The 21,888-nt window shown below is 61.7% G+C and carries 18 protein-coding genes and 1 pseudogene; 6 read left to right on the forward strand and 13 right to left on the reverse strand.

Features of this window, described 5'->3' with window-relative positions:
• Positions 1-122: 122 nt before the first annotated feature.
• Complete coding sequence (locus tag EOA19_RS25575; protein WP_128305184.1) at positions 123-1,223, forward strand: OmpA family protein; 1,101 nt, start codon at positions 123-125, stop codon at positions 1,221-1,223.
• Between the two features lie 19 nt (positions 1,224-1,242).
• Positions 1,243-2,475: a caspase domain-containing protein gene (locus EOA19_RS25580; protein ID WP_164893039.1), complete on the forward strand. Its 1,233-nt coding sequence runs from the start codon at positions 1,243-1,245 to the stop codon at positions 2,473-2,475.
• A 106-nt stretch (positions 2,476-2,581) separates the two neighbouring features.
• Here the strand turns inward: EOA19_RS25580 and EOA19_RS25585 are convergent, their stop codons facing one another.
• The gene (locus tag EOA19_RS25585) at positions 2,582-3,175 is read right to left on the reverse strand and encodes a hypothetical protein (RefSeq protein WP_206638121.1); all 594 of its coding nucleotides are present in this window, start codon (positions 3,173-3,175) and stop codon (positions 2,582-2,584) included.
• Between the two features lie 188 nt (positions 3,176-3,363).
• Between EOA19_RS25585 and EOA19_RS25590 the strand changes: the two genes are divergently transcribed.
• Positions 3,364-3,900, forward strand: coding sequence for an OmpA family protein (locus tag EOA19_RS25590; protein ID WP_128305187.1), 537 nt, complete (start codon positions 3,364-3,366; stop codon positions 3,898-3,900).
• Between the two features lie 38 nt (positions 3,901-3,938).
• Here the strand turns inward: EOA19_RS25590 and EOA19_RS36065 are convergent, their stop codons facing one another.
• From EOA19_RS36065 to EOA19_RS36580, 12 genes and pseudogenes are all read right to left on the reverse strand, one after another.
• The gene (locus EOA19_RS36065; protein ID WP_245486323.1) at positions 3,939-4,181 is read right to left on the reverse strand and encodes a hypothetical protein; all 243 of its coding nucleotides are present in this window, start codon (positions 4,179-4,181) and stop codon (positions 3,939-3,941) included.
• Between the two features lie 21 nt (positions 4,182-4,202).
• A complete protein-coding gene (locus tag EOA19_RS36070) occupies positions 4,203-4,367 on the reverse strand; it encodes a peptidoglycan-binding domain-containing protein (protein WP_245486325.1) in 165 nt (54 codons plus the stop codon).
• Between the two features lie 174 nt (positions 4,368-4,541).
• Positions 4,542-4,742, reverse strand: coding sequence for a hypothetical protein (locus EOA19_RS36075; protein ID WP_245486326.1), 201 nt, complete (start codon positions 4,740-4,742; stop codon positions 4,542-4,544).
• 4 nt (positions 4,743-4,746) lie between these two features.
• Complete coding sequence (locus tag EOA19_RS36080) at positions 4,747-5,562, reverse strand: caspase domain-containing protein (protein WP_245486328.1); 816 nt, start codon at positions 5,560-5,562, stop codon at positions 4,747-4,749.
• A 213-nt stretch (positions 5,563-5,775) separates the two neighbouring features.
• Positions 5,776-8,127, reverse strand: a complete 2,352-nt coding sequence (locus EOA19_RS25600) for a M23 family metallopeptidase (RefSeq protein ID WP_128305188.1) — start codon at positions 8,125-8,127, stop codon at positions 5,776-5,778.
• Complete coding sequence (locus EOA19_RS25605) at positions 8,124-8,534, reverse strand: DUF1036 domain-containing protein (protein ID WP_164893040.1); 411 nt, start codon at positions 8,532-8,534, stop codon at positions 8,124-8,126. Before EOA19_RS25605 ends, EOA19_RS25600 begins: the two co-directional genes overlap by 4 nt.
• A 108-nt stretch (positions 8,535-8,642) precedes the next feature.
• Positions 8,643-11,177 carry a serine/threonine-protein kinase gene (locus EOA19_RS25610; protein ID WP_128305189.1) on the reverse strand — a complete coding sequence of 845 codons (2,535 nt, stop codon included), beginning with the start codon at positions 11,175-11,177 and terminating at the stop codon, positions 8,643-8,645.
• Positions 11,174-11,956 carry a protein phosphatase 2C domain-containing protein gene (locus EOA19_RS25615; RefSeq protein WP_128305190.1) on the reverse strand — a complete coding sequence of 261 codons (783 nt, stop codon included), beginning with the start codon at positions 11,954-11,956 and terminating at the stop codon, positions 11,174-11,176. The genes EOA19_RS25610 and EOA19_RS25615 overlap by 4 nt, the downstream gene beginning before the upstream one ends.
• Before the next feature lie 158 nt (positions 11,957-12,114).
• Positions 12,115-15,678: a type VI secretion system membrane subunit TssM gene (tssM, locus tag EOA19_RS25620; RefSeq protein WP_128305191.1), complete on the reverse strand. Its 3,564-nt coding sequence runs from the start codon at positions 15,676-15,678 to the stop codon at positions 12,115-12,117.
• A 22-nt stretch (positions 15,679-15,700) separates the two neighbouring features.
• Positions 15,701-17,188, reverse strand: coding sequence for a type VI secretion system protein TssL, long form (gene tssL, locus EOA19_RS25625; RefSeq protein ID WP_128305192.1), 1,488 nt, complete (start codon positions 17,186-17,188; stop codon positions 15,701-15,703).
• Positions 17,189-17,482: 294 nt separating this feature from the next.
• Entirely contained in the window at positions 17,483-17,797 is a 315-nt protein-coding gene (locus tag EOA19_RS36575) for a type VI secretion system-associated FHA domain protein (protein WP_348629853.1), read from the reverse strand.
• 68 nt (positions 17,798-17,865) lie between these two features.
• Positions 17,866-18,534 (reverse strand): annotated as a pseudogene (locus EOA19_RS36580) (FHA domain-containing protein); the annotation flags it as partial.
• A gap of 251 nt (positions 18,535-18,785) precedes the next feature.
• On the opposite strand from EOA19_RS36580, the gene tssI reads away from it, so the two are divergent.
• From tssI to EOA19_RS25645, 3 genes are read left to right on the forward strand one after another with little or no spacing between them, the layout of a single operon-like run.
• Complete coding sequence (tssI, locus tag EOA19_RS25635; protein WP_128305193.1) at positions 18,786-21,110, forward strand: type VI secretion system tip protein TssI/VgrG; 2,325 nt, start codon at positions 18,786-18,788, stop codon at positions 21,108-21,110.
• A 10-nt stretch (positions 21,111-21,120) separates the two neighbouring features.
• Entirely contained in the window at positions 21,121-21,543 is a 423-nt protein-coding gene (locus EOA19_RS36085) for a DUF6484 domain-containing protein (RefSeq protein ID WP_128305194.1), read from the forward strand.
• A complete protein-coding gene (locus EOA19_RS25645; RefSeq protein ID WP_027035530.1) occupies positions 21,540-21,887 on the forward strand; it encodes a hypothetical protein in 348 nt (115 codons plus the stop codon). Before EOA19_RS36085 ends, EOA19_RS25645 begins: the two co-directional genes overlap by 4 nt.
• Position 21,888: the final 1 nt, after the last annotated feature.

Here is a 21,888-nt window from a genome sequence, read left to right on the forward strand (position 1 = left end):
GTTCTTCGCCGGTTCTCCAGCATTCCCAGGATTTTCGGGAGTTGCTCGCCAACCAGTCGCAAGTGCTCTATGCTCCCGCCAGGTGTCGTGTCGATAAGGTGGTCCTGGGGCAGGGGCGTTCCATGTTCGAAGTCGTCGCATTCTGGTGGAAAACGAGGCTGAAAGGTCCCGTCACACGAGGTCTTGGCCTTGTCGTTGCGCTTTCCGGCTTGCTGCTGCTCGGATCGCAAGCCGCCAACGCCGCGCCGAACTGGACGCTTGATCCCACAGCTTCAGTCATCACCTACCAGTCGGTCAAGAAGAACACGATCGTCGAGACAAACAAGATCAGGAACATTACCGGCACGCTCAGCTCGGCGGGTGATGCCAAGGTCACCTTCGACCTCAATTCGGTCGATACCGGCGTCGACTTGCGCAATGTTCGCATGCGCTTCCTGTTTTTCGAGACCTTCAAGTACCCGACGGCCGAGCTGACGGCCAAAGTGGATCCCGCCGCATTCGCCGATCTCGCGACAAAGCGCAGGATCAAGTCGACGCTGCCTTTCCGTCTCAATCTGCACGGCGTTGACAAGGACCTCGAGGCCAGCATCGTCGTGACCATGATCAGCGACACCATGGTGTCCGTCGCTTCGGAGGCTCCGGTCGCTGTCCATGTCGAGGATTTCGGCCTGCTGCCGAACGTCGACAAACTCCAGCAGGCGGCCAATGTGACCAACATCGTGCCCACCGCGTCGGTGTCGTTCGACTTCGTCTTCACCGTCGACGGCAGCAAGCCGGCCGCCACCCAAACCGCCGCAGCGAGTCCGGCCGATGTCGGCCCGGTTGCCACCGACGCCGCAAAGGCGAACTTCAGCGATGAGGAATGCCTGAACAGGTTCGCGGTGCTCTCGCGCACCGGCGCCATCTACTTCCGGCCGGCCAGCGCGCGGCTCGATGCGAAGAGCCGGCCGTTGCTGACGGAGGTCGAAGGTGTCGTCGGCAAATGCCCAAGCCTAAAGGTCGAGGTTTCCGGCTATACCGATTCCGACGGCTCGCCGGAGGCGAACAAGCAATTGTCCGAACGGCGAGCCCAGGCGGTCGCCGATGCCATTGTTGCCGCGGGGATTCCGCGCACGCAGATTACGGCCACCGGGTACGGCGAGGAGCGGCCGGTTGCCGCCAACGATACGCCCAAGAACAAGGCGCTCAATCGGCGGATCGAGTTTTCCGCTACCAAGCTCTGAGGTTGCGGTGAGGTCCGATTTGAACGCCCGTTGCGTTGGCCTCTTTCGCGCCGGCGGCCTCGCGGCGCTCGCCTTGCTTTTCACTTTGACGGCTGCCAGCGCCGAGCGCCGCGTCGCACTGGTCCTCGGCAACGCCCAGTACCAACACGCAGCACCGCTCGCCAATTCGGTACGCGATGCTGAGGCCATTGCCGAGCGCTTGAAGAAGCTCGACTTCGATGTGGTTTCAGGCTTCGATCTCACCAAGCCGCAGACGCAGGCGACGATCGCCCAGTTCGCAAAACGGGTGCGCCGCGCCGATATCGCGCTGTTCTTCTACGCCGGCCACGGCTTGCAGGTCTCGGGCAAGAACTACCTGCTTCCGGTCGACGCCGCGCTGGAGGACGAGACCTCCCTCGACTTCGAGGCTGTGTCGGTTGATTTCGTTCTGCGCCAGATGTCGCGCGAGACCAGCATCAGGCTGGTGTTTCTCGACGCTTGCCGCGACAATCCCCTCGCCGAGGTGCTGGCCAAGACCGCGGGCGTCCACGGCGTAAGCAGCGGCCTTGCCGAAATCCCGATAGAGAAAGGTGGTGCCGGCACGCTCGTCGCTTTCGCCGCCAGTCCCCATCAGCTCGCCGATGACAGGTCAGGCGGGCATTCGCCTTTCACTTCGGCGCTCCTCAAGCGTATCGGCGAATCCAATGTCCCCATCACCGAGGCCATGAACAGGGTCGCCAGCGACGTCCTCAAGGCAACCGCCGGCAAGCAGCGTCCCTGGATCAACGTTTCGCTGAAAACGGATGTCGTTCTGCACAAGGTCGATCTCAATGCGCCGTTGATCGTGGGCGAGGCGAGTGCACCTCAGGCGGAGGGCGGTTCCGGCGCGGGCAACACTGGCGCTGCAAGCGCATCGGGCCAAGGTGACGATCAGCTTGCACTCGAAGTGCTGCGTCAGAAGATCCCCAGGCTGGCCTCGGACGACCCGATCTTTTTCGAGCATCCGATCGATTTCGGCGATCCGGCAATCGACGGCAAGAGCATCGCCCAGCTGATCAAGGGCAAGCCCCTGTTCAGCCCGGTGGAGGGATTGGACAAGTCGGTATGGGAGGACAAGCACTGCGACGGATGCCATGAATGGGACGAGGCGCGGCTGTGCGAGCAGGCGAAAAATTTCGCCGCCAACGATGCCTCCGTTTTGCGCCTGCAACATCCGCTTGGAACACGCTTCAAAGTGGCGCTTGCCAAATGGGCTCAAGGTGGCTGCAAGTAAGGCAGGACGATAATGGCATCCGCCTGGTTTCTGTCGGTAGGCTCTAACCCTTTGTTTTGACGCAATTCCGGACGGAAAACCGTCTCACACTTTTCCTGGAATTGGTCTAGTAGGCATCCCCCGATTGGCGCGGCGCCTCGATCTCGGCAATCTGGATGCCCATTTCGACAAAGGCGGAAAGAACGGCAAAGCGGTCCGCCAGTGCGACACGTGCCAGTCCGGCCAGAACACCAGCATTGACTGCATGGGCGGCAGGAAACGGCTGCAAGGCTGATGGTGGTTCTGCGCCGGCAGCAGATCCGCCAGCAACAGAACCATTGTCACGCCATCCCGCCGCCAGGGCAATCCAGGCGCCCGGCGTTGTCGGCGGCGTTGCCTCTGCCTGGCTCACTGCGGCGCGGTGGCGGGGGCTGTCCGGTTCACTGACCCAGTCGCGAACATGGGCGAGCAATTCGTGATCCGTCCCGTCGAGCAGCTCGCTCAGATGGCTCAGGCATTCATGCGCCCACCAGACCGCGGCCCGATCGGGGAGCAGGTAGGCACAGAACGTGATCGCCTCCTCGGGAACGCGGCCGACGAGCAGGCCGCGGCAAAACTCGATCGATGGCTGTTCGGTTGGAAGCGTTCTCATCTCCCGGGCAATACCGGTGCAAGCCATGAAGAGATCCCGTGCCGTCTTGAATCGAAGCCCGCTGGCCATGACCGCCACGCTTTCATCGAGAAGCTCTAACCACTCAAGCCCCAGGCGCGGCGCGGGTCAAGTCTCTACCGGTAACGCTGCAAAAACTGCCGGCACCGCCGTATCCCCGGCGTTTATCGACAGACAATTGCCCCGGAGTTTGGTATGATCATGCCATCGAAATCGGATGCTCAACAGGAGTAACCGCTATGCAGTGGGGCAGTTCAGCCTTTGTGTTGGCGGTCGTGTTTTTCTCGACCCACGCTTTCGCCGACCCCGTTCAGAAATCAGAAGACATCGTGAAGTTTTTTGCCGGAGCCGCCGACCTCGGCAAATCACGAGGAATTTGTGTCGGCACCGAGGAGGAGTGCAAAAGCAAGAGCAAGGCGAAGGACGCGCCGGGAGAAAAATCCAGTCTCGATATGCTGATCAATTTCGGCTTGGATTCGGCTGAGCTCGACACCACCGCGCGCGCTGAACTCGGCGAGTTCGCCAAGGCGCTGAAGGACAGCCGGCTGAGCACGTTCAGCTTTGTCGTCGAGGGTTACACCGACGCCACCGGCACGGTGCACTACAACGAAGGCCTGTCGCAACGACGGGCAAGATCGGTGGCCGCCTTTCTAACGGCCAATGGTGTCGAGGCCGCCCGCATCAACCCGATCGGCATGGGCGAAAAGAATCCACGCAGCCCCGACCCGTACGATCCGGCTAACCGCCGCGTGGAAATGCGGATAAAGACGCAATAGCGACCGGATTGGGTCCAACAGGCTAGGAACGCCGGCGGTCAGTTCTTGAGCACGCCGCCCACCGCTACACCGGTGCCGAAGATCAGCGCCTTGGTGAGGAAGTCGTTGTTGTCGCGGGGTGGCGGAAGATCATCATCCTGCCGCACCACAGTCTCGCGGTTGCGCCGCTTCTGAACGACCTGCTTCTGTTTGCGGGGTTTCTGTGCCACCGGTCTCTGCGTGCGGACCTTCTGTACCACCTGCTTTTTCGGCTGCGTCGCACGGGCCTCGATCGGCAGCATATCTGGCGCGCACGGTTTCCATCATCGGATCGTCTGGATCACGAGGAATGCAAGTTGCTGGCGTGTCAGATAGGTGGTCTGCGGCAGGCCGTTCTCCGCTTGCCAGATGCCGATCGCCTGACGGGTCTGTGGGCCAATGTTTCCGTCGACGCGGCCAAACTCGTTGCCCAACGCTTCGATGCGCAATTGCAGGTCGATGCGACCCTGGCGGTCAAGGCCAATAGCACTTTCGTCAAGTCGGTGCCCGATGTCTGCTTCACCTCGTCCGGGACGCCGACCGAGGTGCGCACCGCCGAGCCGGAACTGGCGTTCGCCTGGTCCGTATCGAGTGCCGCGACCTGCCGATTCTGGGCTTTTGGGTCATTCAATTCGTCGATGTTCAGCCGCGCCACCGTGGCGAAAGCGGCCGTTTGGAAACTGCTCGAGATAAGCCTCGTAAAACGGCACCGAGTTGCGCTTGGAGGCTTCATCCCAGAGCCGCTGCTCGACTTCCCAGGGCGGAGGATCGCTGGCGACAGGAGCAGGAGCGAATGTCGCTGCGGCGTTCGATGCGTCGGCCACTGGTTTACGGCAGGCGCCGCCGCCGCGATGGGTTTTCCAATGAACACCTCGCGCCCCAGGACGCGTTGTGCCATGGCCGCTGGCGACCTTGAGTGGTCTCGCTCACTTCCCCGCGCACCCGCGTCAGCGCGCTCTGGATCTCGACGCCGGGTCCGGTCAGGTGCCTGGCGAGTGCGGTGGAGTAGGGGCTGTTGATGCCGTTGCCGTCAAAAGCGATGGCGCCCGGATCGGCGGCATACGCAATCAGAATGCCACCCGTTCCGACGCCCTCTGATTTTGCTTCGATAGGCGCCAGGCCGGATCCCAAAGAGCGCGACTTCGGTAACGATGCGGCCAGCGTCCTGGCGAGTGGATTGTCGCGACAGGCATCGAGGATGATGACACCAACCGCCGGGTCGGATGGCAACGCCGCCATGAACTCGTCGATCTGAACGGTGCGTGTCTTGAGATAGGCGGGCGACGTCAAATCGGCGTCGACTGGAATAAGGAAATTCTTGCCGTCGACCTGCATGCCATGACCGGCATAGAAAATGACCGCGAGGTCGGCGTCGTAGGATTGTTCGGTGAACCGGCTGATGAGGCTGTGCATGCCGGGATTGTCCTGGTCGACCCCTTCGATGACCTCGAAGCCGGCATTGCGCAGCGTCGATGCGATTAGGTGGGCATCGTTGGCGGGGTTGGGCAAGGTAACCGCATGGACATATTTGCTGTTGCCGATCACCAGTGCGACGCGTTTGGCCTCAGGCACGGCAGCCTCGGCGCCGAAGGCGGTAAGGAAAAATAGGAAAATCCCGCTCAGAAAGATTGCGAACGCTTTCATAGACCAGCCCTCCGCCCGTCTGGGCGCACTGTTGATGTCTGCGTATGCTAAATTTCATCAGCGACAGAGTCGCTGCGCCAAAAAGATGGCTCTTGGGCATATGTGATCTTAACCACAATTTTGGTTCACAACGGCCCGAAAAAAGTTAGCTATAGTAACACCTGGCAGCAGGAACACCATTAGTCCGAGCGACTGACGCCATGGCGGGCAGGTTCAAAGCGTATTCTGAATCGAGCTTATGAGGGCGATGACGGCCTGCTTGTATTTCTCGAACTCCGGCGATGTCTCGCGAATCTCCGTCGTCGTCGGCGGCGGGCTGGTGTCAGTGGCCACACGGCTCAGCTTCTGGCCCATTTTCCGTTCGGCCCAGTCCACCACATAGCTGGCTGACTTGCCGATGAGAAACGGGTTGGCCTGGATGACGGCCGACCCCAGAACGGCGCTCAGTTGCGCCGAACCTGGCGCAGCCAGCACCTGATGCGCGCCTTCCATGCCCAGGAAGTGACAGAGATAGAGCCGGCCGGCCGTGATCTGGTGACCGCGCGCCCGCAGATAGGCCTCGCCTTCGCGTGCCAGATTGCGCACCATCTCACGCGAGATGGTAGCGTCGTAGCGCAGGGCCAAGAGGTCGGCGGTCGATAGAGTGCGCGCGAGTTCCGGGCGATAGGTATTCATCATCCGGATCCAGGTCTTCGTTATGAACTGGCCGGCGCCGGTCGCTGAGGAATTCGGGTTCTTGGCGCGGGCGCTACCGCCACTTTCGACATGAACGATCCGATCGGTCAGCGTTTCGACGGCGACATCGCCAGATTTGCCAGAACTGCCAGTATCATAGGTGGCGACCGCGGCGGTCACCGTGCCCAGCGGATTGATCACCTCGCCATTCTGATAGAGTTCGAAATGCAGATGCGGCCCGGTCGAGAGGCCGGTGGTGCCGATATAGCCGATGATGTCGCCGGCCTTCACCTTTGTGCCGACACCGCTTGCGATCGCGAATTTCTGCATATGCGCGTAGCGCGTCTCGCGTCCGTTGGGATGCGCAATCTTCACCAAATTGCCGTAACCGCCGCCATCGCCCTGGAAGGTGATCTCGCCGTCGAAGGCCGCCATGATCGGCGTGCCGACAGGGGCTGCCCAGTCGACGCCCTTGTGGATGCGAACCACACCGAGAATTGGATGCTTGCGTGGGCCGAAGGTGGAGGTCATGACCCCGTTGACGGGCGTCACCATGCCGTTGGTGACTGTCAGGGAGCGGACCTGATCGTCACCGCTCACGCAGGCAAACTGGCCGTCGCTCTGCTGGAAGACGAAACAATCGAGACTTTTTTCGGTGCCCTGGACGCCGACATACAGCACCCGCCCGGCACCCTCGTCCTTGCCGCGCGGGGTTTGGGAATAGATCAGCACGAGACGCTGGTCTTCGCTGGCAAAGGCGTCCAGATCCTGCCCTCTTGACAGATACATGATCGCTTCGCCGATCACGCCGGTCGGGACATTGTTGCGGGCCGCCGTCGAGTAGATCGCGTCGAGCAGGCGGTACTGCCTTTTGTGCGTGCCTTCCTCTTGTGCACCGGAGTAGTTGAAAAGATCTTCGCGGACCCAGGGATCGACACCTGAAACGAACGCGCCGGCAGAATTGCGCGTGAGCGTGCCGACAAAGACGTTCTTGGCGTAGATCGAAACCTGCATGAGCGACATCGTCGTCGTCTCGCGGTTCGGCCGAAAACCGCGCATGGCGACGACATAACCCGGCTCCAGGCCCTCCCGGTTGAAGAGCGCCTTCAGCGCTTCACCCGCCAGCTTGGCATCGTCGGCGGAAAAATGGGCATCGAGCACAACGCTGTCCAAGCTCCGGTCGTTGAGAATCTTCACGAACGTGTCTTCGGTCGCCTCAAACCGCTGATATTCATTGGTGACGACCGCGACGCTCGTGTTGTTTTCGATCTGGGTCTTCTGGAATGCGGGCAGTGCTGCGTCGCCCGCGTCGATCGTCTCGCCCCAGCCGGCTTCCGGATCGTCGGCATCTGCCTGCGGGCCTGCGGCCGCGTCCTGGGTGGTGGGCGGCGGCTGAAGATCGTTCTGCAGATCGCCGGATGGTGCTGCAGCCGTCTTTCGTTGCGCCTGGAAGAAGGCGAAATCCTCCTGCGTCGACGGTATCGTCGTCATGAACTTTTCGCTGGCGCTCAGCATGACGTCCGACAGGATTTCGATCTGCGGCGAAACGCCCGCCTGATCGAGTTCTGCCGGGCGCGGGACCGCTTTGCCTTTCGTCGCGGCGGCATCGGGCGCAAGCGTGATCCACATCGGGTCCCCGGCCAGGTCGATAATGGCCGGCACATAGACGGATGCATCGGCCGGCACATCGTCCGCGCCTTCGACCGCATGCAGTTCCTCGTCTTCGTCACCGAACGACCAATAGTCCGCGGTGAGGTAGAAACCGGCGGCGATGGACAGCAGGGCGATGACAGCGAAACCGGCAATCAGCCTGCGCCAAAGCGTGCGCCTGCGCAGCGCGGCGCGCGCCTGCTTTTTTTCTCTGAAACTGGTGTCGATACTGTGCGTCACGGATTGCTTCCGGTCAGGAAGAAGGTCCACCGCACCTGTTCAAGCGTATCGACTTCGAGAAAGTGCGCCGCAATATGGCCGCGCTGCCAGCATTCGTCGATGCCGCGGATCGAAAAACGCCGCCGCTCGATGCACATCTCGGTCGACCCGGTCAGGATCGCATGGCCAAAGACGTCTGTCGCGTAGACGTAGATGTAGCGGTTTGTCATTTCCTCGCGGATGACGTTCACGCATTGATTTGCACCGATAGTCCACCAGCCGTCGGTCTGGTCCGCATTGTCGACCTTCTGGCCGACGGCGAGATTGACGACGTCGAGTGTCTGGTTGCAGACCGTGAATTCGGCGTGTGCTTCGCTGGACGCCAGCACGGCCAGCAATGCCGCTCCCGCCATGACGGCAAGTTTCATCCGGCCTGTCAGGGCGAGCAGGGCTCGAGCTGGATCGCGCTGCCTTACGGGCAGGTCGGCAGACGAGTGAGGCAAACACGCGCGGCGGAGTTCCATCGGGCGCCCATGCTATCCGCCGAGCCGAAAGTACTTGGCAGTGGCTGAAAATTGCGATCCGTCGGTTTCGATCTCTTCGAGAATTTTGGGCAGCAGCACCGAGGCCGGCGTCGGCATGGAGAACGCAGCCGCCTGAATATCCTGAGGACCCGTGATCACCATTATGATCTGCGGCACTGCTTTTCCGGCGGCCTTGTCGGCGGCGCCGAGACCGATCGGGATGCTGAAGGTAGCCTTGTCCGATTGTACGACGATACGGTCATCGAGATTGAACACCATGCCCTTGTGATCGATGAGCAGCACGCTGGAAATGAGGCCGCCGCGCGTCACCAGCGTGCCGCCGATCGGCGTTCCGTTCGGCACCGATGTCCGGTCGAGAACAAGCTGCGGCTTGTCGGCCGCGGCCTGCCCCAGAAAGCGCAGAAAGTTGGTGACTTCGCATTGGCTCGGCTCAATGAGGCGGACGCTGATGTCCGGCTCGACATGGAATTTTGCCTGGAAATCGCCCAGCATCCGTTCGAATGGCTGGACCGCCGTTCCAAAACCTTCGATCGCGGCGGCCTTGTCGGTTGACGACGTTATGTTGGCATAGAAACAGTCGCCGCCGCCGAAGTCGCGAACCCAGGAGACTCGTTGCGCGATGTCGTCGACGACCGGGGGTATCGCCGGTTTGGGCACGTTGAAGGCGATGACGGCCTGGTCCGGCTGTTTGGCCGGTGGTGACGAGGCGTTTTGGCCCTCGGCGTTCGCGGCATCCGCCTGCCTCGCAGAGGGCGTTGGTACGGTCGCCTCGGGCACCGCCGGCTGGTTGATCTGCGGCTCGGGCTTTGGGGCCTCCACACTCTTCGGCTGGGTCGGCGGTGGCGTTGAGACCTTCTCGGCTGGCGGGGTTGGAGCTGTCGTCTCAGGTGCCGGAGCCGACGTTTGATTGTTGCTGGCCATCGTATCCGGCTGGGTTGCCGGCGCTGTCTTTTCCGAAGGCTGCGCGTCCGTTGCAGAAGGCTTCAAGGGGGCCTGGGTTTGCGGGGGAGCAATGGGCTTCGCTGCCTCGGGCGCTTGCACCGGCTTTGCATCTGCCTGACTTTCAGCCGGCGGCGCGCTCGCCTCTGTTTGCGGTTGCGCTTCCATTGCCGGCGGCTTTGGGGGTTCCTCGGCTGGCGAGGGGGCTTCGGCGGGCTGATTTTCGGCCGGCGCTACGTTGGCTTCCGGCTGCGCTGGCGGAACCGGCTGAGCCGGCTCCGGGGCGTTCGCGACTTTGTCCGCCGGGATCGGCTTTGACGTTTCCGCTGCAGGCTTTGGTGGTTCGGGTGAAAGCGATGTCTTGCCGGCAGACTGAGTCGCCGGCGTCATGACGCCGCTTAGATAAAGGCCCGCGCCTGAGGCGACAGCCAACGCCGCCAAGGCAGCGATCGCGATGGCTCGGGTGTTCGTGGATTTTCCAGGTAGATCCGCCGCGACGCGCGCACGCGGCGGCCGGGCGACCGGCGAAGGCCGCGGTTCGGACAAATGCGCGGGCCGGACATGCGGGACGAAGCGTTGCTCGCCTGGGCCCGTTGCCACAGGCGCGCTCTGTCCGGCGACATTGGATCGCTGGGGCTGTGCCCGGGGATCAGGAACAAGGGTATGTCCCGCCGCTGGCAAAGCCGGCCGGTCGCGAGGTGTCCTGGATGGCGGCGGCGTTGTTGCTTCGTCTTCGCCGCGCGTCATCCTGGCGATATCAGCCATGCTGACCGGCCGGTCTTGCGGGTCCGGCTGTAGCATGGCGTCGACAATGGCGCGAAAATCGTCGTCGATGTCTGAGAGATCAGGAACGGCGCGGCGCTTTTCGATGATCTCGTACTGCGATCCGCTCATGTCGATCGGCTTGCCGCGCAGAGCGGCAGCCAGCACCAGCCCAAGGCTGTAGATGTCGGACTGCTCGCTGACGTCGCCGCTGAACAGCCCGAGCTGTTCGGGTGAAACGTAGTTGTATTTTCCCGCGAACTTTCCGCCGATCAGCGTCTCCCCACCCACCGTCGCCGATCGCGCGATGCCGAAATCGATGATCTTTGCGCGGTCGACCCGGCCCCCCGGCAGGATGATGTTGTCCGGCGAGAGGTCACGATGGATTGCTCCCGCTTGATGCACAGCGCTCAATCCGGATGCGAGGCGATGACAGAGCTTGCGAACCTCTTCCGCCGGCATAGGACCACGTCGCATGATGTCGTACAGCGACTCGCCGTCCACGAATTCCATGGCAAGGTAGGGGCGGCCGATCCCGGGGTCGATGGTGAAGACGTGGTATCGCACGACCGCATCATGCGACAAATGGTTGAGGATCGAGGCCTCCTTGCGGAACAAGGACAAGATCGTCTGGTCACGGGCAAACTCGGGCAGGACGATCTTGATCGCGACGTGGTCTCCGGTCTGGATGTTGTGGCCACGGTAGACCTCGCCCATGCCACCGAACGCGATCCGCTCGTCAAGTTCATAGATGCCGCTGAGCTGCGTGCCTACGGCGGTATTGGCCACCTGCGGCGGTATTCGCGTCTTGTCGTCGGCGCTCATCGGCCTCGGCCCTCCGCTCCGGACAAATCAGGGCGAAGCGGTTGTTCGTCGCGTCCTTTCTTGATCTTCACCAGCACGATGGTGACATTGTCCGTTCCGCCCCGCGTCAGCACGGTTTCCAACAGATTTTCACACGCCGCCCGAGGTGTTGCCGATACGACGGCGGCCTCTATCTCCGCGTCGGTGACATGCGCCGTCAGCCCGTCGGTGCTCAACACAAAAATGTCCCCCGGCATCAGTTCGCCATGTTGGAAATCGATGACGAATTCGTCGCTGACACCGACCGCATGGGTGATGACATTGCGGCGTGGCCAGGTGAGCGCCTCGGCCGCACTGATCATGCCTCGATCGAGGAGTTCCTGCACTTCGGTGTGGTCTTTCGAAATCTGCGAGATCGAAGCGTTGCGGATCAGATAGATCCGGCTGTCGCCGGCCCACAGGCAGGCAAACCGCCCGTCCATCGCCAACAGGGCGGCGACCGTGGAACCGATGGTTATGCCGCGAGATTCCGATATGCCGCGGATCTCGGCATTGGCTCGGCTCAGCCTGTCCTCGAAGCGCGCCCGCAGATCCGGCGCGGAGCTTGCGATGCCGATCGTGGCCAGATGGTCGACAATGCTGGCCGAAGCGACCTCTCCGGCCTCATGCCCGCCCATTCCGTCGGCCACCACCCAAAGGCCAGTTCGTGGCTCGAGCAGATAGCTGTCCTCATTGTGCTCGCGCACACAGCCTTTGTGGCTCACGCCGAAACTCTCAAAGGGAAGGGCGACATCGCTCAACTTGCCACCAAGCGCTTCTCAGGCGTCCTCTGCGGTGCTCTCCGGGGCACTCGCTCGCGCCACTTTGCCACAGGCTCGAGCATTAGAGTATCGAAATTAAGGTCTGGACGCCCGAGGCCATGCTGGCTGTCAACGCATTGAGCGGCGCGAACTCCATCTCAAAACGCCTTTGGACAGCTGAATCCGGAAAGTGCCGGAAGCAGGAAGGGGTTGGGGCCGGAGCCCGTCTGGATCGTATAGGCGACGTCGCGCCCGCCGATCACGAAGCGCGCTTCGACGTTGCTGTCGGTGCCAGTGATGGTCGCCTTGTCCATGAGCCGCTTCAGCGCCCATGGCCCTTCGAACTTGATGCTGGATTCGCGCCCTGGCATCTCCGGCGTCAGGCTCAGACTGGCGGATCCGGCAGCCGCTCCGCTCGGCCACGTCACGGTGCTCGGCGCGTTGCCCGCCTGGTTGTTCTGGACTGTTTGGCCATCGATATCGAGCACCGCCGCGTCGGCATCGCCATGCAGTGAGAATGGCGTGAAGGTGATGCTGACCGAAGGCGCCGAACCACCCTGGGGAAAGAAGGCGATACGGATTTCGGCCGCCAGCTGGAAGGTTTTCAGCGTCGATTTCGACAGGTCGCGGCCGAAGCGCGCATCCTGTTTCCAGCTCCAGTCCTTACCGCTCATGTCGATGAGCGATGCGAGATTTTGCGCGAAGAACCGGTCCATCAGCCCGCCAGGAGCGAACAGTTTCGCGAAATCCGCCATCGCCATGTCCTGGGCGCCAGTGCCGGAGAACGGATAACGGCCGTTGACGGCCGCCTCGCACGGAGCGGTGACCGTCTGGTCAAGCACCTGGTTCAGATTGGCTAGCGAGGTCTCCGTGACGTTGCCTTCGAACTCGTCCGCCGTCGCATTGACCATTCTGGCGAGTGGTTTGGGCAGTCGCGAGGAATTGGCACGAAGGGTGGCGATCTGCAGCTGCAGATTGGCGTTGACGCGCTCCGTCTGCGAAGGCACGTCGGTCGCCAGTTGCAAGCTCTGGTAGATGTCGCGGAAATTCTGGGTCAAGGCATCGATCGGGCGGCGTCCGGCAGGGCCGCCCACCAAGGCCTGGAACGACCTGAACTGCGCTTCTATGTTGGCCCCGGGGCTCTGGTTTTGCGCTGCTGCCGATCCCGTGCCGGCACGGCTTTGCGATTTTCCGGTCGCGATTTGTATGCCGATGCGAGCCAGACCCTTGGCCATCTTTGCTGCGTCCGGAGACTGGCCCTGAACTGTGCCTCCTTCAACCCCGGTGCCTGTGTCCTTGGCCGAAGCAGCGTCGCCCGTCAGCGCCGTTTCATCGGCGACGGCCGTAAACAGCTGTTCGATCGGCGAAGTTGGCGAGGCGACGGCGGAAAGCACGATATAGTGCGGCCTGTCCTTCAGCATCGCTTTGAATTTCAGCCCGTCGAGAACGCTGTTCCACGCTAGTGCGAACTCCTTGCCGTAACGATCGAGAAGTTCGGGGCCGAGCTTGAGCAACGCCTGATCGATGCCGCCTTGCTCACCGCCGCCGCCAAGCACCCATTGGTCGTCGACGAGCATCTGCGCAATATGTGAGAGCTGTCCGAGATAAAAATGGTTGAAGCCGTTCCAGCTATAGAGGCCTGGAACGCGCAGGCCCGACAGATCGCCGCCATCGACACGCTCGAACAGCAGCTGCGCTTCCGGGCCGCCTTTGACGGAAACGGAAAAATCATCCAGCGCTGCCGAATAAACCGCGGACTTGATCAATGCGGAGGCGCGGTCGGTAAGGCTCATGCGCCCGAGCGAGCGCTGAGCGGCTTCGATGAGCGGCTGGTTGAGTTCGAAAACCGGATCATAGGCGTCGTCCAGAGCAAGCATGGCCCGCAAATGCTTTTCGAGCTGCTCGCGTCCTTCGCGATTGTTTTCACCGGGATACCGGTTCTGCTCCCAATCCTGCTTCATCCAGGAGACGATCAACGCGTCGTCGACCTTCGGCGCTTTGCCGCCAAGCATCAGGTAAATCTTCAACGGTTCGTAGAGCGCGGAGGGATCGGCCATCCTGGCCTGGATCGTCCGCTCGGCCTGGATCAGCAGGCGCGACCGCAACATGCGTTCCAGCGCTTGCCGGTAGGCCGTCTTCGATGCCGAAAGCAGTCGCTCCCGCTGGCTGAGGCCGAATGTCTCCTCGATCGGTGTCGGCGCATCGCCAGTCTCGAACCCGGCCGGAAGATCCCGCAGCTGATCGAGCGGGCCAATGACGTTTTCGAGATCGACATCGGTCACCTCGGTGCTTTTGAGCAGTGTGTCCGCCGTCGTACGATACTGGCCCATGGCCTGCGTGGTGGAGGCGATCAGCGACCTGTTGGCGGTGAAGCTCAGGGCCAGCGTGCCGAGCACGGCCGCGGAGATCAAAGCGATGGCCCCCAGTCCGGCAAATCGGGCGATCGCCACACGCCTTGCGGCCGATTTGTCGTACGAAACCCATCCGGATTCGGCAAAAATGACGCCCGTCAGCAGATCATGCAAAAAGAAGCTTTTGCCGCTTCCCGACAGATGGGCGCGGGAATTGCGGCCGAAATTGCGGCCGATCGCGCCTAGCACCTGATCGATCGGCGTTCCCTCTTGCGTGCCTGAGGAGAAGTAGAGTCCACGCAGACTGACATTCACCTGGCTGCGGGTCGGATCGAACAGGCTGGCGATAAAATTCGTAATTCGCTCCTTCAGCGCGCCAAACTGCGCCGGAAACCCAAAGACCGATATGCGCGCGGCCGGGTCAGCTTCTTCCTGAAGGCGGTCGGGCATCTCCTCGACCAGGCGTCTTGCCAGTGCATCGAACTCGGCCGGAGCCTCGGCCGCCATGTTCTTGGTGCGATCGGCGGTCTGGAAGGTAGCGCCCCAGACCTTGCGCCGGCGGGGCTCGTCGAAACCGCCGAAGTAATCCATGAACCCGACAACAAGATCGGCCTTGGTGAACAGCAGATACACTGGAAACTGGATTTTCAACGTCTCGTGGATTTCCCGCAGACGGCTGCGTATCTCGACGATGTGAGCGTCAAGCTGCTGATCGTCGAGGCCGATGAGATCGGCAAGACTGATCGCCAGGATGACGCCATTTATCGGTTGCCGTGTGCGGTATTTCTTGAGCAGCGACAGGAAAGCGAGCCAGCTCCTGCTGTCGCTCTGAGCATTGGACTCCTGCGTCGTGTAGCGCCCGGCGGTGTCGATCAGCACGGCCTGGTCGGTAAACCACCAGTCGCAGGCGCGTGTTCCGCCAAGGCCGGCGACCGGCTGGGCATCACCCGAACCGGCCAGCGGAAAATTCAGGCCCGAATTGACCAGCGCCGTTGTCTTGCCTGCGCCGGGCGGACCGATGATGATGTACCAAGGGATTTCATAGAGGAAGTTGCGCTTGCCGCTCGACCGTTTGAGCGCGGCGATCGCCTCGTTCATCCGCGTCTCGAGCACCGGCGAATCGTCATTCCTGTCGTCGTTGCGGGCAACGGCCGTCTCCAGAGCCTTTTGCACCTTGCGCATCCCCCGGAAACGCAATCCATAGAAGAGCGCCAGGGCTGTCACGATCACGCCGATGATTGTCGCGCGCAGCCACGCAGGCCCGAGAGGACGGCTATCGGCGAAGCGGACCAAAGGTCCGGCTAACCAGACTGCCGCCGAAAAACCGGCCAGCGCAATCATGCTGAATATCCGCAGCAGCCAACGCGTCATCGGCGCTTCCAACCGGCTGTGCTCACAATGTTTCCTCCTTGGCGATCATCACATCGACACGGCGGTTCCTGGCGCGGCCTTCCGGCGTCGCGTTTTCGGCGATCGGCTCGTCCTCGCCCTTGCCGTCGACGGTCAGTCGCGAGGGATCGCTGAACTTGGGTGCCATGATTGTTTCGACGGCCTTCGCCCGGGCGACGGAGAGATCGAAGTTAGACTTGAACGGGCTCGATTTTCGCGGCTTCACATTGTCCGTATGGCCCACGATCCTGATCGGCCCGCCCTCGGGTTCCAGGGCGGCGGCGATATGAGCGGCTATGGGCTGGAACTCTGGTTTCGCCTCGGCCCGGCCGGACTGGAACAGCACGAGATTGTTTATTTCGACGACAATGAAGTCGCCCTTCGTGCCGACGGTCAGTCCGCCGGCTTCGACGTCCTTGGCCAGTGCCGAGCGGATGCGGTCGATCTGCGAGGTTGTGGCGGCGGGTGGGGCGACTTTCACCGGCTCGGGCAGCGGCGCCACGCTGGCGCGCTCGATGGCGATCGGCGTCGATGGGTTGAGTGCCAGCAATTGACCGGCGGCGGCTTCGCCTTCATTGGTGATGAAGACCCGCAACGTGAAGAATGCGGCAGTCAGCAGCGCCGATGCAGCAGCCGCGACGACCCAGAGCGGCAGGCGTGTCGAAGACTGCGTCATCACCGCCGCCAAGCCCTGCCAGCGGGGCGAAATGTCCTCGTCGGCGCGAGGTTTGAAATAGCGAAGCGTTTCGTAGACGTCGCGCCGAACGCGTTCGAGATTGGTGTCTTCGCGCGTCAGGTCTCGATATTGGCCCTCATACCCCAGCGACAGGCAGACATACATCAATTCGAGCAGATCGTGGTGCGCCTCCGGGCTGGCCAGGATCTTGTTGAGCGCTTCGAAAAAGCCTGTCCCGTTAGGCTCGACGCGGAAGAATTGGGAAAGCATGCTGTGCTGCGCCCAGGCGTCCTTGCGCGGCCAAGGCAAGTTGCCGATGAGATCGTCGGCTGTTTCGCACAGGACAAATTTCGCAATCCGCGCATCCTCTTCGGCAACACCTGCTTTCTCCAGTGCCCTGTCAAACTTGTCGATCGCCTCAGTGACATGTTCGGCCAGCGGCCCCGCCTGTCTCTCGACAGGGACAAGCCTGAGCTGGCCGAACAGCATCAGCAACGGCGCGGCCGCGGCAAGGGTCGGGTTTGACGCGGGATATCGGACACTGTCGGTGACATTAAGCAGAGCCTCCTGCCGCCCAGCCGACGTCCGCGCCGCCGCGGAAGGAGTTCCCTGATAAAGCACGGTCCCGGATGTCCAACCAGGCGGTGTATGCCGGCCGATGCCGGGATCGAACACGGTCGATCCCTTGATCGGCGAGGGTTGTCCGCCATCGGCGACGGATTCCTCAGAGACGGACGCCGGCTTTCGTTCACGCCGTGGCGTGGCGCGAATGACGGTCTTGCCGGCCGGGCCGAAAGGATCGTCCTTCGAGCTCATCGTCGATCGTCCGCCCGCGCATGGCGCCCGCAATCCCGCCGGACCGGCGCAGAGCGGTTCGCGATCAGGTAAAGCAGCGGCAGGCCCTGCCGGTCAGGGCAGTGTCTTGAGGACGGTCGGCTACTCGTTACTATCCCGCCGTAAGATGACATTTGCCCAGACCCCCAGGTCGATCAGCCTTACTCGCTTGGCGAATTGTCGTACGCGATCGTAATCCCGGAAACTCTTGATTGGAACCGGATATTGCGCGCCGAAGAGGTATCTTCGTCGGCTGCAACGCTTCCCTGAAGCGCCTTATTTCTGCTTGTCGGCCTTGGCATAGGCTTCGCTGAAATAGGCCAGGAATATGTCCAGCATGCCGTTCTCGTGGGCTTCCTCCATGGTTCGCCAGGTCGCGACAAAAGCATCCCATGCCCGGCTCTTTTTCGACGAGAACGACGTCGGCGGAAGCTTTCTTCCGATCGCTTCGGGAGACAGGTCGTCAAGCAGCCGCGACAGCGCCGTCTGCATGGCGGCATAGGTGGCGAATTCGTGCGTCTTGAGATCGCGGAAGGCATCTTCGATGCTGCGCCTGGCATCGAGATAGCCGGCCCGGCGCCGTGCGAACATGATCTCGGGATATCGTCAGTTCCCGGAACGAATTTCAGCGGGTTGTTGTCGGCGGCGCTGATCATCGTTCGCTGCGTGCTCTTGGCCAGCATTTTCGCTGCCGCGCGCGCCTTCAGCAGCAAGGTCAGTTCCTCGACCACCGTGCGCAGCACCGCGCCGATTTCGGCGGCAACTTCATGCGGATCGCGCGACCGCAGCAGTTCCGGCGAGATGCCCGCTCCGATCGCGATTGCCCGCAGCACTTCATCGCTGGTCGAGGGCAGGGGCGGTTGCGACGGGAACGTCGACGCTGCACCCCGCTGGCCGGACCGTTGCTCCGTGGGATCGAAGAACGGCCCATCTCCGAATTCCAGCGACCGGCTTGTCGCCCCCGGCATTTCCCGCTGCGTCGAACCATGGCTGGGATGAGCCGTCGCGGCGCGCTCCTCGTCGATCGACACGAAGATGACATAGCGGCCGATCAGCATCCGGTCGCCGTTGACCAGCCGATGCGGGCCGATCATGCGCTGGTTTGATCCGTTGATGTAGGTCCCGTTGCGCGAGACGTCGTGCAGCCAGAACGCGCCTGCCTCGTAGCGGATCTCGCAATGCCGGCCCGAGATGAATTTGTCGGGGTCCGAGAGGGTCCAGTCACAGGCATCGCGACCGATCTTGAAGCTGCGATCCCGCGCCGCGTAGCCAGCTGAGATGCCAGCAGGCAAGGCGTCGACATTGTTGATTTGCAGCCTGATGTGCATCCAGGATCGCCGTCGAACACTGACCGATACTCCCACATTCTAGCAGTTTGCACATGCAACAGGACAGCAGCGTTTCGAGGCGATGCATCGAGAATTTAAAGTTTTTTTCCGCAGTGCGTCCTCTTTGGCCAGCGGGACAACATGTGGTAGGCTCAACACGGCTTGGTGCGGCGGGTCGAAAAAATTCCCGGCAGATGGCGGGAACTTCAAATTCACCGCGCCGGCGGCCGCGTCCAGGAGGGGCACGACCCATGCCGAATGAACGTGCCACGGTTGTGCAGACGCCGGTCGGCGCCCTACTGACCTTTACGCATCTTGTCGGCCGCGACGAGATCAGCCGTTGCTTTGCCTATACGGTCGGCTTCGTCGGGCCCAACTCCGACATCGATCCGGCGAAGATGCTGGGCGGCGCGGTTTCGGTCGAAGGGGAATCCGATCCGAAACGATGGTTCAGCGGCCTGGTGTCCGAGTTTCGCCTGACCCGCATCGAGGACCGGCTGGCCTACTACGAAGCGGTCGTCAGGCCGTGGCTCTGGTTTCTCGGCAACACCACCGATTGCCGGATATTTCAGAACATGACAGCTGTCGAGATCGTCGAGAAGATCTTCTCAAAATACGGTACGGCGAAATTCGAGAAGCGGCTGCAAGGGTCGTACCCGTCGCGCGAATATTGCGTCCAGTACGACGAGAGCGATCTGGATTTCGTGCAGCGCCTGCTTGAACACGAAGGCATCTTCTATTTCTTCGAGCATGACGAGGGCAAGCACACGCTCGTCCTGTGCGACGCGATGAGCAAGCTGAAGCCGGCGCCGGGCTACGAGAAGATACCCTATAATTTCGAGGGACAGGGCTCGCGGCGCGACGTCGAATATATCACCGAATGGATTCCGGGCAGTTCGGTGCGGCCGGGGGCCTATGCCCATACCGACTATGATTTCCAGAAGCCCGGCGCTGATTTGATGGCGAAGTCCGCCCAGCCGTTCGGCCACAAGGAAGCCTCCGGCGAGAATTATCGCCAGCCTGGGGCGCATCTCGATGTCGGGCGCGGCGACACCCTGGCCGGTATCCGGCGCGAGGAGCTTCAGGCCGTGCACCAGCGCATCACCGCGGTCGGAACCGTGCGTGGCCTCCATTCCGGCTGTACGTTCAAGCTGGAAAGCTTTCCGCGCGATGACCAGAACCAGGAGTATCTGGTTGTCAGCGCGGAATACAGGTTGTTCGATCCGGGCTACAGAACCCAGAACGAAGCCCATAGCGAGAATTACAAGGTCGTACTGGGTGTCGCGCCGACTGCCTTGCCCTATCGCGCTCCGCGGATCACGCCGCGGCCGATCATGCGCGGGCCGCAGACGGCGACGGTGGTCGGCCCTTCCGGCGAGGAGATATTCACCGACAAATATGCCCGGGTGAAGGTGCAGTTCCACTGGGACCGCCTGGGCAAGAAGAACGAAAACAGTTCCTGCTTCGTCCGTGTTTCGCAGACCTGGGCCGGCAGCGGCTGGGGCTTCATCCAGATACCGCGAATCGGCCAGGAGGTGATCGTCGACTTCCTCGAAGGCGACCCTGATCTGCCGATCATCACCGGCAGGGTCTACAACGCCTCGCAGATGCCGCCCTACGGCTTGCCGGGCAACGCAACGCAATCGGGCTGGAAATCCAATTCCTCGAAAGGCGGCGGCGGTTACAACGAGCTGATGTTCGAAGACAAGGCCGGCTCCGAACTGGTTAACTTCCAGGCGCAGAAGGACCACAACCTTCTGGTCAAGCACGACCGCACCAAGCTTGTCCAGCACGACCAGTCCGACCGCATCGACCACGACGCCAAGCATTCCGTCGGCCACAACCTCGACGAGGACGTCGGCAACAACAAGACTGTCAAAGTCGGCGTCGACCAGACCACGAATATCGGCAACAACGACACCGAAACGGTGGGCGTCAACCGCTCGCTGACGGTGGGGTCGAACGAGACGATCAATATCGGATCGAACTCCACCGAGACAATCGGCGCCAATCACACCCAGACCGTGGCAATCGTCCAGACGGTGAGCGTCGGCGCGGCCCGGGTAGACAGCGTTGGTGCCTCCGAGACCAGGACCGTGGGTGGGCCGCAGGCCAATACGATCGGCGCGACACGGTCGGTTGCGGTGGGTGCGGCGCAGAGCCATAGCATTGGTGCGAACGACAGCTGGTCGGTGGGCGCGAACCAGAGCGTGCAGGTGGCGGCGGATCAAAGTTTCAAGGTCGGCGGAGCCCATTCCTCGCGGATCGGCAAAGGGCGAAACGCCAAAATTGCCGAGGACGACGCGACCAATGTCGGCGGTGCGCGCTCGCTGAAGATAGCCAAGGGAAGCCTTGTCGAGATTGGCGAGGACGGTGCCATCAAGATCGGCAAGGATTTGTTGATCGAGGCTGGGGACTCCATCGTGATCAAGTGTGGCTCGGCGGCGATCTCGATGAAGAAGGACGGCACCATCAATATTGAAGGCAAGGACATTTCCGTCAAAGGCTCGGGCAAGATCAACGTGAAGGCTTCAAGCGACATCACGATGAAAGGTTCGGAGATCAAGCAGAATTGAGGGCGGCTGGATGACCAAGACTCGGAAGCGGATCGAAGGGGTGATAATCGGAGTTTTTCTCGGCTTCGATGACGAAGCACCGCTCGTCGTATTCCCGGGCAATGTTAGGGAGACCGCGGTAAGAGCCCGAAGCTTGGCCGAAATGAGTTCGGATATGATCGGCTCCGAGGTCGCGCTCCTGTTTGAAGACGGAGATGTTGGTCGACCACTGATTGTGGGGCGCATTGTAGAGCCAAGCCGCAAGCCGCGGGCGCAAGTCAAACGCGACGGCGAACAGGTAAGGATAGTGGGTGAAGAACGAATAGAACTTCGCTGTGGCAAGGCCACGATCATCATGGAAAAAGACGGCCATATCATCATCCGCGGCACATACGTTACGAGCCACGCAAGCGCCACCAACCGTATCCGTGGCGGCTCAGTGAACCTGAACTGATGGCAGCGCCTATCTTGCGCGAGATCGTCCGCCAGCATGCCGAAATGGCAGCGTTTCTATGGACGATCTACGACCATCACCTGCTCCACCCCGAGGAAAATCCGGAGATGGACGAAGTGCGCCTTGCCCGCTTGATTGAAAGGTTGGAGGCTCATCTGGACGGTTTGCGGGTAGCCGGAGATCAAGGTCGAAAAATTGCGCAGGAACGCTTTGAGGAGTTCTCGGAAGCGGGTGAACTCTTCGTGTTGCGGATGCTGGCCGCACCGAAACCGATCCAGGTTGTGGATTTGGACCTTCCCAAAGTTAGAGAATATCTGGCGGTGACGCTGAAACAGAACCGATGAC

The organism is Mesorhizobium sp. M7A.F.Ca.US.010.02.1.1 (assembly GCF_004023085.1).
Taxonomy (GTDB): domain Bacteria; phylum Pseudomonadota; class Alphaproteobacteria; order Rhizobiales; family Rhizobiaceae; genus Mesorhizobium.